Genomic DNA, 15,437 nt, shown 5'->3' with positions numbered 1-15,437 from the left:
GCACGAGTGCTCGCCGTCGTCTGGACTGTCCTCATCCTCGGCGCGATCGTCGCAGTCGTGTGGCGGGCTGCCTCGTGACCGCCGTCGAGGAGATCCAGGCAGCGATCGAGAAGCTGACTTCGCTTCGAGATGAGTGCGGCTACTTCGAGATGAACGGGTGGCTCGCCGAAGAAGTCCCCGGGGCATCGGGCGCAATCGACGATCCAGGATACGCACCGGTCACGAACGACCCACTAATGGTCACCCTGCACCGCACCATCGACGCGCAGCTCGACATCCTGTCCGATGGGCTGAACGCTCTCATGAATCCCTTGCCGTTCTTTTTCGTGAACGGTAAGGACTTCTCGTCGAACGTCTATCACTTCCACATTGAGCTCGCCCGCGCAATCAACGGGACCGCCTAATGGCTTCCTCAGGTCAGGGCGTCGCCGTCGAGATCGCCAATACCGAGTGCACGGAGCCCGTCATCCTTCTGGGCTTCGAGGTCCCTTGCAACTGGTCGGGCATCTCGGACGTCGACGTGGACTCGGACAATACCGCCTGGTGGACGTGCCCGTACTGCAGAACGCTCCACGAGACGACCGCTGAGGCGCTCGGGATGGGTGAGCCACCTTGCTGAAACTCATCCTCTGGCTCCTCTTCATCGTCGGCATCCTCGTCTTCCTCGTCGGGGCGCGCTTCGTCTGGCCTCTCTGGCCGACCCTCGGCTGGGGATTCGGCCTCATCACACCACTCATCACCGTCGCCTACATCCAGGCGACGTACTTCACAGAAACGGATCACTCATGACACAGGCAATCACCGAGCTCACTGCTCACCAGTACGGCGGCATCGTCGGCACGGCAACGATCCGGCCGGACGGGCCCGGGCTGATCGTCATCGCCGGGCCGAACGGTTCCGGCAAGTCGTCCTTCCTCAACGGCATCGAGGAGATCTTCGCCCCGGGCGGGATCAAGGGCACCCCGAAGCCCATCCACGACGGCGAGACGGAGGCGTACCTCGAGGTCGTCACGTCGAAGGCGCGACTGCGGAAGACGTACCGCGAGGGCAAGGCCATGAAGTTCGAGGTGTGGGCGCTCGACGGCGCCAAGTACCCGTCCGGTCCCGCGTTCGTCCTCGAAGCGGCAGGCGGCCAGTCGTTCAACACGAAGACGTTCATCAACCTGGACGCACCGAAACAGCGAGAGGTGCTGTTGTCCAAGGTGGCCCTGCCGTTCGACCTCGCCAAGTTGGAGGCCGAGCACAAGGCGGCGTACGACGGGCGCACGGATGCGGCACGCGAGGCAAAGCGGCTCACGGCCGTCGTCGAGGCGCTCGTGAAGCCCGCGGCCGGCACGCCCACCGTGGAGGTGTCGGCGACGGCAGTGCTCGCGGAGGCCGAGACGGCCCGCCTGCACAACGCGCACGTCGACCGGCTGCGCGCCGCGGCGATCAACGCGGAGAACGCGAAGTCGGATGCCGAGCGCGAGGTCGCCCGTCTCTCGGATCTGCTCGACGCCGCCAAGACATTCCTGCTCACCGCCACAGAGGTCGCCGCGACGACTCTCGCCGAGGCTCGCACCGTGCGCCCGGTCAACGTGGACGCCATCACCGCGAAGCTGGCGAGCGTCGAAGAGACGAACGCCACCATCCGGGCCGCCCGCGCCTGGCACGACGCCGACGAGCGAGCGACCGCGGCCAACGCTGTGGTCGCCGGGCTGAACGCGAAGCTCGAGGCGATCGCCAAGACGAAGTCGGACGGCCTCAAGGCCGCAGTCTTCCCGATCACGGGCATGTCGGTCGATGACACGGGCATCACCATCGACGGCATCCCGTTCAAACAGCAGGTGAACTCGGCGGCGAAGATCATCACCGCGTTCGACCTGGCCACGAGCGACAAGTCGGACCTGCGACTCGTCTTCATCGAGGACGGCGACATGCTCGACGCGGTGTCGCTCGCCGGGATCCGAAAGCTCGCCATTGAGCGCGAGTACTACGTCATCGTCGAGCGGGACCGGGATGACTCTCGCGAGCTCGGCGCCGTCTTCACCGCTGGGGAGCTGGCGGCATGAGCACACCGATCAAGCGGGAAGACATCCGCAAGGGCGACAAGGTACGCGAGATCCGCGAGTACACCGCAACGTGTGACCAGTTCGTCGAGGCATACCCCGGCAACACCTACGAGCTGATCAACCGCCCCGCCGAGCTGCCAACCGAGTATGGCCTCTACCAGATCAGCAACGGCATGGTGCTGGACCTGAGCATCATGGGGTGGCGCTCCCCGAATCTCATGCACTACATGGAGACCGAGGCTTCCCAGTCGGAGTCCTTCACCCTGCTCCGTCCTGTTGCCGAGGTCGCCGCCGAAGTGATTGCGGACGTGCGCAAGGTCATCCCGGCTACCATGCAGCACCCCTCGATGCAAGCCGTAATCTCCAAGTGGGTCGCCGAGTGAACGCCGCCCAGATGGCCTTCGCCCGCGATCTGGCCGACCCGGATTTCAGCCTCTCGGTACCGAATATCGCCAAGGATGTCATCCGCCAGCTCGTGGAAGAAGTTGAGGCGTTGAGCGCTGCAAACACCCTGGCGATCGGTGCCACCAAGTGACCGACATCGGAACTGACACCGGCCTGATGCCCGCACACTCGCAGCACCTCACCGGCCGCCGCGTGATCGGCATCGACCTGTCAATGACGTCAACCGGGATCGCGGTCATTGCGAACGGGGTGATCGCGACACACACGATCACCTCGAAGCCGGACGCCGGGACGCTGCGCAGCTTCCTTGCTCGGTCCGAAAAGATCGCGGAACAGATCGACAAAGCGGTGATATTCGACCGCACCGACCTTGTGGTCATCGAGGGCATGGCATTCGGCGCCAAGTCCTCCTCCCTCGACAAGATCCACGCGCACTGGTGGCTAGTGGTCAAGTACATCAGCGAGTTCGTTGATCAGGAGCCCGTGGTCATTACCTCGGGCCAGCGCTGCAAGTACGCGACCGGCAAGGGCAACGCGCCGAAGGACAAGGTTCTCGCCGCGGTGATCAAGCGCTACGCACAGGTCGACGTGAAGGGCAACGACGAGGCCGACGCTGTGATCTTCGCCGCGATGGGTGCCCGACACCTCTGGATGCCCGTCGAGGAGTCCCTGCCCCTGCTAAACCTCGAAGCCATGGACGCCGTGAGGTGGGAGGTATGACCGCCTACCGAATCCTGACCGCCACGGCAAATACCCCGGAATGGCTGACGCTCCGCAAGTCGATCATCGGGGCATCCGAGGTCGCGTGCATTCTCGGCCTGTCCCACTATTCGACACCCCTGGGGATCTACCTCGACAAGCTGAACCCGAACGTCACCGACGACATGACCGAGTGGCAGGAATGGGGCCACCGCCTCGAGGATGCGATCGCCACATGGGTCGCTGACAAGAAGGGCCTCACGGTCCTGCCGTCGCCGGGGCTGCTGCAGTCCACGGAATACCCGTGGCTCGGTGCAACCCCTGACCGGGTGACCGACCTCGGAGAACCTCTGGAACTTAAGACGTCGGATCGGTTCATGGCTGATGCGTGGGCTGACGGGGTGCCGGACAACTACCTGATTCAGGTGTTCGTCCAGATGATCGTCCTCGGCGCCCGCCGCGGGTACCTTGCGGTGCTCCACGGTGGCAACCGTCCGGAGTTCTACGTCATCGAGTGGGATCAGCAGGTGGTCGACCAGATCATCAGCATCACGAAGGACTTCTGGCAGAACAATGTCATGGCGAAAACGCCGCCTGAGCCCACAACGAGCGAGGAACTGGCGCTAACCCACCGCGACTCTGGCGAGACGCTGGACGGCGACGAGCGCTTGCTCATGGCGTGGTACCTCGACGGGCAGGAACGCAGCGCGTACAAGGAAGCCGACGCCCGCATCGAATCGGTGAAGGCCGCGTACAAGGAACTGCTCAACGTCACGAACAAGAGCGTCCTCGCCTACCAGGGAAAGGCGCTCTACACGTGGAAGCGCCCGAAGCCGACGACGTCGTTCGACATGGCCCTCTTCAAGGCTGAGCATCCTGCACTCGTGGACATGTACACCCGCGAGCACCCCGCAGCGCCCCGATTCCTCCGCAAGGACACCAAGGCGCTGAACGAAGAATTCGCGACCGACCCGCCCGAGGGCTGGGAGGCAGGACTGACCGTCTCCGACGTGCTCAGCGACTACGGCGAACTCACCATTTGGAAAAAAGAACAGAAGGCACACAATGACTGACCTCTCCGGCAAGATCGCCACCCAGCAGGTAGCGCAGCGGAAGAACCCCACCATCAAGGATCTCGTGCAGGCACAGCAGGCCGCGATCGAAGTGCAGCTGGCCGGCGCGCTCAACTCGGCCGCGTTCGTCCGGGCGGCGATCAGCACCATCGCATCCTCCCCGAAGCTGCAGCAGGCCACCCCGGCCTCCGTACTCGGCGGCATCATGCTGGCCGCGCAGCTCAAGCTCGAGATCGGCCCGGCGCTCGGACACTTCTACCTCACCCCCAGACGTGAGAAGGGCGTCGACATCTGCCTGCCGATCATCGGCTACCAGGGCTACATCGAACTGGCCTACCGGTCCGGGCGCATCGAGAAGATCGAGACGTTCCTCGTCCGCGACGGCGACAAGTTCGACCACGGCGCCAACAGTGAGCGCGGCCGCTTCTTCGAGTGGAACCCCGCCGACTACGACGAGGACCGCGCATGGACGGGCGTCGTCGCAATGGCGAAGATCAAGGGCGCCGGCACCGTGTGGGCGTACCTGCCGAAGGACAAGGTTCTCGCCCGCCGCCCGCACTACTGGGACAAGGGCACCCCATGGCAGACCAACGAGGAAGAGATGGCCCGCAAGACCGGCATCCGCGCTCTCGCCCCATACCTGCCGAAGTCCACCGAGCTCGCCAAGGCAATCGAGGCCGACGAGAACAAGGTGGAGTCGATCGCGGGGATTCACGATCTCGTCGTCACCCGCGACGAACCCGAGGTGATGACGGTCCAGGAACGGCCCGCCGACCCGATGGAGCGCACGGCCGAAGAGCAGGCCGAAGACGCGGCAGGGCAGTGATCACCCCGAAGCCTGACCCTCCAACCCGCCTCGCTGAGAAGGCTGCGTACGAGATTTGCACCTTGCGCGATATGGGCCGGTGTGTAAGGTGTGGCGCGGTCGGGACGGTGCAGCGCGACCATCGCCAGAATCGGATGCGAGGGAACACGGTCGCCTCGAATTTGCAGGCGCTGTGTCCCCGCTGTCACCAGTTCAAGTCGGAGCACCCGATGCTGGCGACGGAGGAAGGCTGGTCAGTCCCACGGTGGGGCGTCCCGTCATCCTGGCCGGCACAACGCATGGTCTGCGGGCCTCACGGTCTGCACCTCGTCTGGGTCCTGTACGACGACCTCGGCGGGGTGCGCACGGTCGACGAGGCCACGGCGCGACGGCTGATGACCGGCGACGGAACGGTGTTCTGATGTCGCTCGACAAGGCAGCAATCCTCGCATGGTTGGCCGAACGTCAGGCATCAAGCAACGACGTCGTGCACGCCGTGTACAGCGGACTCCGCACTCGCATCGAGCGGGGCGATTTCAACGAGAAGGAAGGAGGTAGAAATGGCGTGGTTCAAGGTAGACGACAAACTCCACTCGTCGAGAAAGCTGATGCAGATCCCGCGCCGACACAGGCTGGCGGCGATCGGGCTGTGGACGGTGGCGGGGTCGTGGGCGGCTGATCAGCTCACCGATGGGCATGTCCCCGATTTCATGATCGACGAATGGGGCGGCACAACGACGCTCGTTGACGCACTCGTTTCGGTGAGGCTGTGGGCGCGAGTCCCTGTCGAGTTTCCAAACTCAAGCGTCGAGTCTCGAAACTCGACGGCTGAGTTTCGATTCTGGAACTGGGAGGAGTACCAGCCTACGAAAGCTGAGGTCGAGGCGGGCCGGGAGAAGAACGCCGAGAAACTGCGGAAGTGGCGGGAACGTAACCGGGTTACACAGCCCGATGTAACCGAGTTACAGGGTGGTTACGAACCACTTGGTAACCCTGCCCCCGACCCGACCCGACCCGACCCGACCCCTATTACTTCTAAAGAAGTAATAAAAGAGAGACCCGCTAGTCGCGGTTCTCGTCTCTCTCCCGAATGGATGCCCTCTGCTGCCTCTGTCGCAACGGCGAAGACGGACGCGCCGGACATCGACTGCCAAGCCGAACACTCAACGTTCGTCGACTACTGGATCGCCCAGCCGGGCCAAAAGGGAGTCAAAACGAACTGGGAGTCAACGTGGCGGAACTGGATGCGCCGCAAGCAGGCGGACGTCAAGAGCCGGCCGACACGACAAACCCCCGAACAGCGAGCACGGGCAACCCTGGCGCTCGCAACTGACATCGACATGAAGGGAATCAGCGCATGACGCTCGACGAGTGCAAGCAGGTAGTCGCCAAGGTGCAACTGGGCGACAACAGGCAGGTTGACCGGCTCGTGATCATGGAGTGGTTCGACACCATCGGTCACCTGAACGCGGCGGATGCGATCGCGGCCGTGAAGATGCACCGGCAGGAGTCAACGGACTACCTGCAGATGGCGCACGTCATCCGGAACGCCGTGCGAGTGAGGGCGAAGCGGGCAATCGACAGCGGGCCGGTCTACTGCCGGACTCACGACTTCTACCCGCTGCCTTGCGACCGGTGCAAGGAGCACCCGGAAGAGGTCAGCTTTTGACCACCTACGTCGAAACCCCATCGGATACGGCTTTCACCGTGTTCATCGAAACATGCATGGCCGCGATGCGGATGTCACCTGACCGGTGGCTCGTGTCGCAAACGGACCGGCCTCAGGGCCAGAACAGGAAGTAAGCACATGGCAATCATCAAGATCAGCGGGACCGTCGACAGGATCTTCCAGGACGGCCGCTGCGTGAAGATCACGGAGTCGTGAAAGCGGCTAATGACCAGCGCTTTTCATGCATTTCCGATAGAATGGAGACGGCCCCAAACCGAGTGTTAGTCGCACTCGCCGGGGCCTGACCCACAAATCGTCTAACCGATTGGAGGGCTGCCATGAATGGTACCCGAACCTGCACAATCCCCGACTGTGGGAAGCCATACGAAGCGCGCGGGATGTGCGCTTCGCACTATTCGCACTGGAAGTACGTCACGCCGCCCGACGAACGGAGCCGACCTACCGAGTGCGAGCGATTCGACTCGAAGTACACAGTTGGGTCCCAGTCTGAGTGCTGGGAGTGGAAGGCCGGTGTGACAGAGGACGGCTATGGCCGGTTTAACACGTCTGGTGGGCGACGGGTAATTGCTTCCCGGTATGCGCTCGAACGGGCGAAGGGCGCAGCTCAACAGCCTGAGTTCCGCGCATGTCACACCTGCGACAACCCGCCGTGCGTGAACCCGGCTCACCTCTACTGGGGGACGGAGAAACAGAATTCCCAAGATGCCGTCGTGAGGAATCGCAAGTCGCACGGGAACAGCCACCCGACATCGAGGCTAACGGCAGCGAACGTCCGATCAATCCGTACGCGGTACGCAGCAGGGGATTTCAGCACCGTACTCGCACGCGAGTTCGGAGTCTCCCCAGCATCCATCCGAGAAGCAACGTCAGGCGCGAATTGGAAGCGCGCTGGCGGACCCATAACACCTGTGAAAAAAAGGAGCCGAAATGGCAAAGATTGAAATCGAGTCCGCATTCGTCGAAAGCTGGACAAAGCACTCTGATGAGCACCCCGCATGGGGAATCAAGACCGCCGAACCGCACTCGAAGAAGAACGACGCCGGCAAGTACGAAACGATCGGGCGCACCTTCCGCACGGTGAAGGTGTCGAGAGCGTCAGGGATCGACCTGTCCGAGTTCGTCAAGGGCGACCGGGTGCACGTGTGGGGCACAGAGGCCACGGAGACCCGCGAGCACGAGGGGAAGAAGTACTACGACCTGATCGTGTGGGCCGATCGGGTCGAACCCGCCGAACGGGGCTCTGCAGCCACAGGATCGCCGGAGACGGCTCAGGAAGCTCCGGACGAGGAACCGTGGGCTCAGGCACCCACCGACGACTACGCGGGCGGAACCCCCTTCTAGCCCTGATCCACCGGGGGCGGCACTAGTCGCCCCCGCTTTGACAACTCCACACAGACAGGAAGACACGATGACGATCGCTGACCGCACACTCACGAGAGACGAGGTTGACCGCTGGCTCGCGGCCCACCCGCTCGAACCCACACCCGCACTCTCCTACGAAGCGTTCCTCCGCGAGAAGGTCAACTTCGATAAGTCATTCGGCTTCCACATCGACCAGTCCGAAGTGAACCCGATGCTGAAACCCCACCAGCGCGACCTGGTGCAGTGGGGTGTCGCCGGCGGCCGTCGCGCGTTCTTCGCCGCGTTCGGCCTGGGCAAGACGTTCGTTCAGATCGAGACGCTGCGGCTGATCACGAAGCACCGCGGCGGCCGGGCCCTGATCGTCGCCCCGCTGGGGATGCGGCATGACTTCATCGCTGACGGGCAGAAGCTCGGCGTGGACATCTCGTTCATCAAGACCGCGGCGTTCGGCCTCCCGGCAGAGGGCATGTTCGTCACGAACTACGAGAGCGTGCGGGACGGGAAGATCGACCCGAACCTGTTCACGGCCACGACCCTCGACGAAGCATCCGTGCTCCGCGACTACGGCTCGAAGACGTTCCAGACGTTCCTGCACCTGTTCAAGGACATCGCGTTCCGCTTCGTCGCCACCGCGACGCCGAGCCCGAACCGGTTCAAGGAGCTGTCCCACTACGCCGCCTACCTCGGCATAATGGACTCCGGCCAGATCCTCACCCGATTCTTCCAGCGGGACTCTTCGCAGGCGGGGAACCTCACGCTCCATCCCCACAAGGAGCGCGAGTTCTGGCTGTGGCTGAACACCTGGGCGTGCTTCATCCAGAAGCCTTCCGACCTCGGCTATTCGGATGACGGCTACGAGCTCCCCGAGATCGAGGTCCGGTTCCACCGGGTCGAGGTCACGGACGGCGAGGTCCGCACCGACTCGGACGGTCAGGCTGTCCTCTTCGCGAACGGCGCGCTCGGCCTGTCCGGCGCCGCGCTGGAGAAGCGCAACAGCCTGCCGGCGCGGATCGAGAAGCTCACCGAGATCGTGAATGCCTCCCCCGAAGATCACTTCGTGCTCTGGCACACCCTCGAGGATGAGCGCCGGGCGATCAAGAAGGCGATCCCCGAGGCCATGGAGATCTTCGGCACCCTCGACCTCGACGAGCGCGAGGAGCGCGCGGTGAAGTTCGCCGACGGTGAGTCCCGGATCCTCGCGACCAAGCCGTCGCTGTCCGGGTCCGGGTCGAACTTCCAGCGTCACTGCCACCGGGCGATCTACGCGGGCATCGATTTCAAGTTCAACGACTTCATCCAGTCCGTGCACCGTCTCCACCGGTTCCTGCAGACGGAGCAGGTGCAGATTGACGTGATCCTGGCGGAGTCCGAGGAGTCGGTGATCGAGATCCTGCTGGCGAAGTGGGAGCAGCACAAGAAGCTGACCTCCTCGATGTCGGACATCATCCGCGAGTACGGTCTCGACGCCGGCGCCATCTCGGAGGCCCTCACCCGGACGATGGGTGTCGAGCGGGTCGAGGCGTCCGGTGCTAAGTGGATGTTTGCCCTCAACGATTGCGTTCTGGAAACCCGCGACCACATGGAGACCGACTCGGTCGACATGATCCTTTCGAGCATCCCGTTCGGCACGCAGTACGAGTACTCGCCGAGCTACAACGACTTCGGGCACACGGACGACAACGGGCACTTCTGGCAGCAGATGGACTACCTGACGCCGAACCTGCTCCGGGTGCTCAAGCCCGGCCGGGTGGCGGCCATTCACGTGAAGGACCGGATCCTCTTCGGCAACGTCGAGGGCACCGGCAACCCGACCGTGCAGGCCTTCCACGCCGAGACGATCGCGCACTTCCGGTCGCACGGCTTCGACTACCTGGGTATGCACACCATCGTCACCGACGTCGTGCGCGAGAACAACCAGACCTATCGCCTCGGCTACACGAAGATGCGCGCTGACGCGTCCTCGATGGGCATGGGCATGCCCGAGTACGTGCTCATCTTCCGCAAGCCGCAAACGGACCGGACGAAAGGCTGGGGCGACGAGCGGGTCACGAAGAACGTCTACGACCCGTCGAAGCCTGTCACCGAGGAGAACAACCCGGAGGACGGGTACTCGCTGGCCCGCTGGCAGATCGACGCACACGCGTTCTGGCGCTCGTCGGGCGACCGGCACCTCACCCCTGAGGAGCTGGCGCAGCTCAAGCCCGAGGACATGTCTCGCCTGTTCACCGAGCAGACGAAGCACGAGGTCTACGACTACGCGTCGCACATCAAGGTCGGCGAGCTGCTAGCCGGCCGGAAGCGGCTGCCGTCGACGTTCATGTCGCTCGCCCCGGCGTCCTGGCATCCGGACGTGTGGCATGACGTGAACCGCATGCTCACCCTCAACAGCGAGCAGGCCCGCCGCAACCTGACGATGCACATCTGCCCGCTGCAGTTTGACATCGTGGACCGGCTCATCATCGAGAAGACGAACCCCGGCGACCTGGTCTATGACCCGTTCGGCGGGCTCGGCACGGTCCCGGTGCGCGCCAACAAGCTCGGCCGCCGCGGCCGTGCCGCGGAGCTAAACCCTGAATCGTTCCGCGACGGGATCAAGTACCTCGAAGCGGGCGAGCGAAAGCAGGAGATGCCGTCGCTGTTCGACCTGATCGACCTCGCCATGGAGGAAGCGTCGTGAAACACGCAACCACCGATTCATCCGAGGCACCCGTCACTCCGACTGGGGCCTTTTCCTTTGCCCAGAAAGGGGCCTCATGATCGAGCACGGAACCCCCACGAACACCACATGCCACGGCTCGGATTGCCTCAATAAAGGCTCGGCAACCCTGATGACGTGCGACGAGGCGGTCATCCGGTACCGCGGCGACTACCCGTACATGAATGCCGTGAAGGCGGGCACGGCGACCGCTGAGAAGGAGACGTACACGGTCCCGAAGCCCCCGCGGCTGGTCCTCGAAACGGTGGAGGAAGCGGCGGCACGACCGGCACCGGTGAAGAAGTCCAGACGGGGGACGCTGGGTCGCCGCGTGGTGAAAGTCATGATCGGCAAGGCAGGCGTCACACACGGCACACCGTCCGGGGCGAAGGCGTGCAACACCAACTGTCCGAATGAGGAGGCTGGCGGGATTTCGTGCACGGATGCCCGGCGTGCCTGGCAGCGCGAGTACCGGAAACGGCGAATCGCAGGGGACGGCCCGCCCTTGAATCACGGCACCATTCACGCGTATCAGGGCGGGTGCACGACGGTCGAGGGTTGCCCGCTGCCCGCTGGTGAGACGTGCACTGATGTGAAGCGGGCGGCCGGGAAATTGCAGGACAAGGCACGACGAGAAGGGCGCCCGCGGTGAGCCTCACCTGGCCGCAGATCACCGCGGCCGCAGCATCCCTTCGAACGGTCGGCGGTTGCTACCAAGCACCTTGCCGACGCACTCGAACATGACCACCAACATCTACGGAAGGAAAGCACCATGGGCAAGGAAGATGAGAGCTTGATCACGATTGAGTGCTCACAGCCAGGCGGGGCCTACACGCTGTTCAGCAGCAGCCCGAGGCTCAAGGTTCATCTGGCCGGGCCCGCTGAGAGCGGCGGCACAGGGCCGTGCATCTGCGGATTCGATCGCCATGCGCGAGACGAGAACGGGCGGCACCTCGTCGGGTTCTCGGTCGGCGGCGGAATGACCGGCCCCCGCGTCAATCACGAGGTCTGCTCGGATTGCGCACGACTGGCGGGTGACTCGGCGATACGCGGAACACACGCCGATCTGTTCGCCAAGCACGCCGCCGACCTCCTGTCATCCCAGAATCATGCCGCCCTGAAATCTCAGAGCGACTTCTACCGCAAACACCCACGAACAGACGACACAGGGAGAGACGAATGACGAACCGAGACGAAATCCGCAAGGCCATCATGCAGGAGCGCATCGACCTCGGCCTGCACCCGAAGGTGGGCAATCAGAGCCTCGCAGAATCACGGCGAGTCCTGATGACGTGGACGAAGGCTGAGATCGCTGAGTTCTACATCCGCGCCGAGTCGGACGAGCTCAAGGCCATCGACCGCGCGATCGCTGCCGAGATGGCGCTCCGGGAGCACCGCGCCGAAGCATTCACTCTGAACAAGCGCGACATCCGCGACACCCCCAAATCGCCTGAGCAGAAGCGGGCATACGAGGAATGGATGCACCGAAACAAGGGCAAGAGCCTGCTGGTCGACAGCATCTTCCTTGCCGGATGGAACGCGAGAGCAGCGAGCGACGACACGAAGGACGACGAATCATGAGCGAGAACGACAAGCGTGTGAAGTGTTTCGCGTGCGGACAGCCGGTACTGCCCATGTCTTCACTGGGCGTGTCCAAGACCGAAAACATCGCCCTCTGCAACCAGCACTGGAACTGGTGGATTGCCCGGTGGCTGAACGCTGAGGACGAGCCGCCATGCGGTGCACACCTGATAACCGACACGGAGGGAAACGAATCATGAGCAACCTGGACCGCATTTACGACCAGATCGACAGGGCAGTGGAGCGCGGAGACATGACCGATGAGGAGGCCCGTCAGGAATGGCTTGGTGCCCAGCAGGACGAACGGCGATACGAGGATGGCGAGCGATGAGCAATGACAAGATGGCCAGATTGCAGAACGCGGTGGTGGAACTCGCCGGATGGTCGGGCAACGACATCGCCGGTCTAATCGAGGATGGGCTGATCGAAGGCGGAGACCTCGAATCCATTCCCACCCCTCCCGCAGGAGAGCCGGAACGGGAAGCGCTGCGAGAGGTTGTCGCCGAGTGCCTGCGAGATATCACCTACACATGTGGGCGCGTCTGGGAGGCATGGCAGTACGGGACGATGACGCAGGATGACTTCTCGCCCGCTTGGGAGGATGACGAGGTGACCGGTGGGATTGTCGATGCAATCCTCGCGGCCCTGCCCTACCGTGAGCCTGAGCCGCGAGAGGTCACGACGTTCGAGGAACTGGACGCGCTGCCGCTGTGGAGCATCGTCAAGGGGCTCAATGGCGTCGGACGCAAGACACCGGACGGCTGGTTGCTGGATGGCTACATCTACCCGCGCACGAGCGAGGACCTCGAGGAGTACCTGATCGGGCCATTCCTGATCCTCTTCACGCCGCCCGTCACCCCCAGTACGGAGCAGCCCTCGTGAGCGCGGTCCGCCGCGTGCTGATCAAGCTCGGCATCGTGAAGCGCAAACCGTACACATGCCGTCACTGCGGCTACGTGGTGCCGCTCATGGGATCGCGGCAGTGGCAAGCGGTGGTCGCCTATGACCACTTCGAGAAGCGGCACTGGGAGCCGGACGCGCAAACCCCCACCGCAGCCCACCAGCCCCCAGCACAGCCCGTAACGCCCACACCGGGCACACCGACAAGCGCGGAACCTGAAACGGCCGCAGAGAGCGAAGGAGAGAGCGATGAGTGACACGGTGATTCAGTTCCCCAAGCGACTAGGGCTGCGTTCATCCAGCGAGCAGCTCGACGCCCTGAAGGCGATGTCGATGGGCGAACTGCTGGCGGCATGGATCACGAAATACCCAGACAGCACGTTCAGCGCGGACGAACTACTCGCGGCGAAGGGTAAGCGGATCCGCGTCCAAGCGATCGGCCGAAACGAATGGACCATCGTCCAAACCGAGCACTGCGCACCCACAATTCCGGCGCGTCCTGAGGGCGCAGAGAGCGAGCAGGCACGATGAGCAAGAAGATCAAGATCAAGGTCCACGAGATCGCCACGGATGGCATGCCCCGGATGGACGAGATGACGGGGCGAGTCGCTTTCATCTTCGACGGGTGCATGGTGTCCGGTTGGCCGATCGAGGGCGGCGACCCCCTGTGGGAAGCGAACAGCGACGTTGGCAGCGGCCAGAAGTTCCTCGGCGTCACGCACTGGATCGAGTTCCCGGTTCCGGTCTGGAAGTTGACCCGATGAGCCGTAAGCAGTCATTTCGCCCGGGAGCATGGGCACCGAGCGACCACAACGAACAGGTGGCGTACCGAAAGTACATGAAGGCTCTCGTGCGGGCAACCAAGAACGCGCCCGTGTCGCTGGATAGCGTCCGTGACGCGTTCAAGGCTCTCTCGCTCGCGATCAGCAGATCGGTGTGGCGATGACTGACGCCCGCGTGCACCTCACAGCGAAGGTCAACGGCGGCCACGAGATCCGTATCAAGGAAACCGACCTCGCCGAACTGGGCATGGATGGCCTCGCCGCTGAACTCGAAGCCCGCGGATTCACCGCCGACCAGCTCGGCACCCCCGTGTACAAGCCCCACCGGATGCACTGGGTGATACCCGTGCGAGGAAGAAGCGAAGAATGAGCAACCTCCTCGAAAGGACCAAGCCAGTCACCACGGACACCGGCGACCACGACACCTTCTCGCACTACTTCGAGAAGACCGACCTCGACAAGGCATGGATCGACGGCCAGCCCATCGAAGCCCTCTGCGGCAAGTGGGACATCCCCACGAAGGACTTCACCAAGTACCCGGTCTGCGGGACGTGCAAAGACATCATCGGAAGGATGAAACCATGAGCGGCAGACAGGCCGACTACGTGCTCACCAACGACGTGCCGGAATGGCTCGCAGCCCAGGAGGCGCGCAATGAGTGACGCAGAACTCTTCCCCTGTGCCAGAGGTTGCACCTGGGACCCCATCGACGACGAACCCCCCAGGCCGAAGGGCGCACGTCACGGCATCCTCTGCGACTCGTGCTTCTACCGGATCCGGGGAGCACTGAAACTGGTCCCGGACCTCATGGCGAACATGCGCGCGCAGCTGTTCACCATGGGGACCGCCGACTACTCCGAACGGGTGTCAGGGGGCGGCGGGAATTCGCCCGCGCCGCTGAACATCGGGCCGCTCGACGCGAGTGACGCACTGTTCGCCAAGCTGCTCTCATGGTGCACCGAGTTCGCCGAAGAACTGCACGTCGCCCCGCCAGCCGTCCCGTCATGGGCGAACACCCGCGAGGTCCAAGGGTCCAAGCCCGTATCCGTGGAAGCCGCGCATATGCTCGCATCCTGGCTGTGTGATTGGCTGCTCGACAGGGCCGAAGAGATCGCACAGTCACCGTCCGCGGTCGCCTACCACGATGACCTAACCGCGGGCCACGAGGACGCACGAGGCGTGTTCAGCCTCTCAGCCATGTATGGCGTCGAAGCGCGGCCCGTGCGCCCAGCAGACAAGCGCGAGTGCGAGGTGTGCGGGGAACGTGAGATCTTTTGCAAGCCCCCCGACCTATTCGACCCTGAGGTCTCGATCATGTGCGGTCGGTGTGCTCATGTCGTCACACCGGACGCCAAGAAATATGCGGCCTATCTCGCAGAAATAGCCTGATCGAG

Annotated in this window: 25 protein-coding genes and 1 pseudogene; all 26 read left to right on the top strand. The window is 63.6% G+C overall.

From position 1 onward, the window contains the following. Positions 1 to 74 precede the first annotated feature (74 nt). The 26 genes and pseudogenes from RCH22_RS04125 to RCH22_RS04005 all read left to right on the top strand — a co-directional run bounded on the left by RCH22_RS04125 (position 75) and on the right by RCH22_RS04005 (position 15,432). Positions 75 to 404, top strand: coding sequence for a hypothetical protein (locus tag RCH22_RS04125; RefSeq protein WP_327012974.1), 330 nt, complete (start codon positions 75 to 77; stop codon positions 402 to 404). Between the two features lie 208 nt (positions 405 to 612). After that, entirely contained in the window at positions 613 to 789 is a 177-nt protein-coding gene (locus RCH22_RS04120; protein ID WP_327012973.1) for a hypothetical protein, read from the top strand. Beyond that, positions 786 to 2,051, top strand: coding sequence for a hypothetical protein (locus RCH22_RS04115; protein WP_327012972.1), 1,266 nt, complete (start codon positions 786 to 788; stop codon positions 2,049 to 2,051). The genes RCH22_RS04120 and RCH22_RS04115 overlap by 4 nt, the downstream gene beginning before the upstream one ends. Next, positions 2,048 to 2,434: a hypothetical protein gene (locus RCH22_RS04110; protein ID WP_327012971.1), complete on the top strand. Its 387-nt coding sequence runs from the start codon at positions 2,048 to 2,050 to the stop codon at positions 2,432 to 2,434. The genes RCH22_RS04115 and RCH22_RS04110 overlap by 4 nt, the downstream gene beginning before the upstream one ends. After that, a complete protein-coding gene (locus RCH22_RS04105) occupies positions 2,431 to 2,586 on the top strand; it encodes a hypothetical protein (RefSeq protein ID WP_327012970.1) in 156 nt (51 codons plus the stop codon). Before RCH22_RS04110 ends, RCH22_RS04105 begins: the two co-directional genes overlap by 4 nt. After that, the gene (locus tag RCH22_RS04100) at positions 2,583 to 3,176 is read left to right on the top strand and encodes a hypothetical protein (RefSeq protein WP_327012969.1); all 594 of its coding nucleotides are present in this window, start codon (positions 2,583 to 2,585) and stop codon (positions 3,174 to 3,176) included. The genes RCH22_RS04105 and RCH22_RS04100 overlap by 4 nt, the downstream gene beginning before the upstream one ends. Beyond that, positions 3,173 to 4,228, top strand: a complete 1,056-nt coding sequence (locus RCH22_RS04095) for a lambda-exonuclease family protein (protein WP_327012968.1) — start codon at positions 3,173 to 3,175, stop codon at positions 4,226 to 4,228. Before RCH22_RS04100 ends, RCH22_RS04095 begins: the two co-directional genes overlap by 4 nt. Continuing rightward, complete coding sequence (locus RCH22_RS04090; protein ID WP_327012967.1) at positions 4,221 to 5,054, top strand: recombinase RecT; 834 nt, start codon at positions 4,221 to 4,223, stop codon at positions 5,052 to 5,054. The genes RCH22_RS04095 and RCH22_RS04090 overlap by 8 nt, the downstream gene beginning before the upstream one ends. A gap of 71 nt (positions 5,055 to 5,125) precedes the next feature. Beyond that, positions 5,126 to 5,242, top strand: a pseudogene (locus RCH22_RS21140) (HNH endonuclease signature motif containing protein); the annotation flags it as partial. Positions 5,243 to 5,263: 21 nt separating this feature from the next. Beyond that, positions 5,264 to 5,455, top strand: coding sequence for a hypothetical protein (locus tag RCH22_RS04085; RefSeq protein ID WP_327012966.1), 192 nt, complete (start codon positions 5,264 to 5,266; stop codon positions 5,453 to 5,455). Positions 5,456 to 5,593: 138 nt separating this feature from the next. Next, positions 5,594 to 6,394 carry a hypothetical protein gene (locus RCH22_RS04080; RefSeq protein ID WP_327012965.1) on the top strand — a complete coding sequence of 267 codons (801 nt, stop codon included), beginning with the start codon at positions 5,594 to 5,596 and terminating at the stop codon, positions 6,392 to 6,394. Continuing rightward, positions 6,391 to 6,702 (top strand): hypothetical protein, encoded by a 312-nt coding sequence (locus RCH22_RS04075; protein WP_327012964.1) that lies wholly within the window; start codon positions 6,391 to 6,393, stop codon positions 6,700 to 6,702. The genes RCH22_RS04080 and RCH22_RS04075 overlap by 4 nt, the downstream gene beginning before the upstream one ends. 948 nt (positions 6,703 to 7,650) lie before the next feature. Continuing rightward, on the top strand, positions 7,651 to 8,064 hold the full coding sequence (locus RCH22_RS04070) for a hypothetical protein (protein ID WP_327012963.1): 414 nt from the start codon (positions 7,651 to 7,653) through the stop codon (positions 8,062 to 8,064). A gap of 67 nt (positions 8,065 to 8,131) precedes the next feature. Further along, complete coding sequence (locus tag RCH22_RS04065; RefSeq protein WP_327012962.1) at positions 8,132 to 10,762, top strand: DNA methyltransferase; 2,631 nt, start codon at positions 8,132 to 8,134, stop codon at positions 10,760 to 10,762. Between the two features lie 76 nt (positions 10,763 to 10,838). Next, positions 10,839 to 11,432, top strand: coding sequence for a hypothetical protein (locus RCH22_RS04060; RefSeq protein WP_327012961.1), 594 nt, complete (start codon positions 10,839 to 10,841; stop codon positions 11,430 to 11,432). Positions 11,433 to 11,552: 120 nt separating this feature from the next. Beyond that, positions 11,553 to 11,963 carry a hypothetical protein gene (locus tag RCH22_RS04055; RefSeq protein WP_327012960.1) on the top strand — a complete coding sequence of 137 codons (411 nt, stop codon included), beginning with the start codon at positions 11,553 to 11,555 and terminating at the stop codon, positions 11,961 to 11,963. Continuing rightward, positions 11,960 to 12,361 (top strand): hypothetical protein, encoded by a 402-nt coding sequence (locus RCH22_RS04050; protein WP_327012959.1) that lies wholly within the window; start codon positions 11,960 to 11,962, stop codon positions 12,359 to 12,361. Before RCH22_RS04055 ends, RCH22_RS04050 begins: the two co-directional genes overlap by 4 nt. Continuing rightward, the gene (locus tag RCH22_RS04045) at positions 12,358 to 12,561 is read left to right on the top strand and encodes a hypothetical protein (protein WP_327012958.1); all 204 of its coding nucleotides are present in this window, start codon (positions 12,358 to 12,360) and stop codon (positions 12,559 to 12,561) included. The genes RCH22_RS04050 and RCH22_RS04045 overlap by 4 nt, the downstream gene beginning before the upstream one ends. Continuing rightward, positions 12,558 to 12,692, top strand: a complete 135-nt coding sequence (locus RCH22_RS04040) for a hypothetical protein (RefSeq protein ID WP_327012957.1) — start codon at positions 12,558 to 12,560, stop codon at positions 12,690 to 12,692. The genes RCH22_RS04045 and RCH22_RS04040 overlap by 4 nt, the downstream gene beginning before the upstream one ends. Further along, positions 12,689 to 13,243, top strand: coding sequence for a hypothetical protein (locus RCH22_RS04035; protein ID WP_327012956.1), 555 nt, complete (start codon positions 12,689 to 12,691; stop codon positions 13,241 to 13,243). Before RCH22_RS04040 ends, RCH22_RS04035 begins: the two co-directional genes overlap by 4 nt. After that, positions 13,240 to 13,518 carry a hypothetical protein gene (locus RCH22_RS04030; RefSeq protein WP_327012955.1) on the top strand — a complete coding sequence of 93 codons (279 nt, stop codon included), beginning with the start codon at positions 13,240 to 13,242 and terminating at the stop codon, positions 13,516 to 13,518. The genes RCH22_RS04035 and RCH22_RS04030 overlap by 4 nt, the downstream gene beginning before the upstream one ends. After that, positions 13,511 to 13,792 carry a hypothetical protein gene (locus tag RCH22_RS04025; protein ID WP_327012954.1) on the top strand — a complete coding sequence of 94 codons (282 nt, stop codon included), beginning with the start codon at positions 13,511 to 13,513 and terminating at the stop codon, positions 13,790 to 13,792. The genes RCH22_RS04030 and RCH22_RS04025 overlap by 8 nt, the downstream gene beginning before the upstream one ends. Further along, on the top strand, positions 13,789 to 14,025 hold the full coding sequence (locus RCH22_RS04020) for a hypothetical protein (RefSeq protein ID WP_327012953.1): 237 nt from the start codon (positions 13,789 to 13,791) through the stop codon (positions 14,023 to 14,025). The genes RCH22_RS04025 and RCH22_RS04020 overlap by 4 nt, the downstream gene beginning before the upstream one ends. Before the next feature lie 178 nt (positions 14,026 to 14,203). Next, positions 14,204 to 14,413: a hypothetical protein gene (locus tag RCH22_RS04015; protein WP_327012952.1), complete on the top strand. Its 210-nt coding sequence runs from the start codon at positions 14,204 to 14,206 to the stop codon at positions 14,411 to 14,413. Continuing rightward, positions 14,410 to 14,628, top strand: a complete 219-nt coding sequence (locus RCH22_RS04010; protein WP_327012951.1) for a DUF3039 domain-containing protein — start codon at positions 14,410 to 14,412, stop codon at positions 14,626 to 14,628. Before RCH22_RS04015 ends, RCH22_RS04010 begins: the two co-directional genes overlap by 4 nt. Positions 14,629 to 14,697: 69 nt before the next feature. After that, positions 14,698 to 15,432 (top strand): hypothetical protein, encoded by a 735-nt coding sequence (locus RCH22_RS04005; protein ID WP_327012950.1) that lies wholly within the window; start codon positions 14,698 to 14,700, stop codon positions 15,430 to 15,432. Positions 15,433 to 15,437 lie beyond the last annotated feature (5 nt).

Origin of the sequence: Cryobacterium sp. GrIS_2_6 (assembly GCF_035984545.1) — a bacterium.
In the GTDB taxonomy this organism is placed as follows: Bacteria; Actinomycetota; Actinomycetes; order Actinomycetales; family Microbacteriaceae; genus Cryobacterium.
The sequence above is the reverse complement of the archived record's forward strand: the minus strand, read 5'-3'. Positions and strand labels throughout refer to the sequence as shown.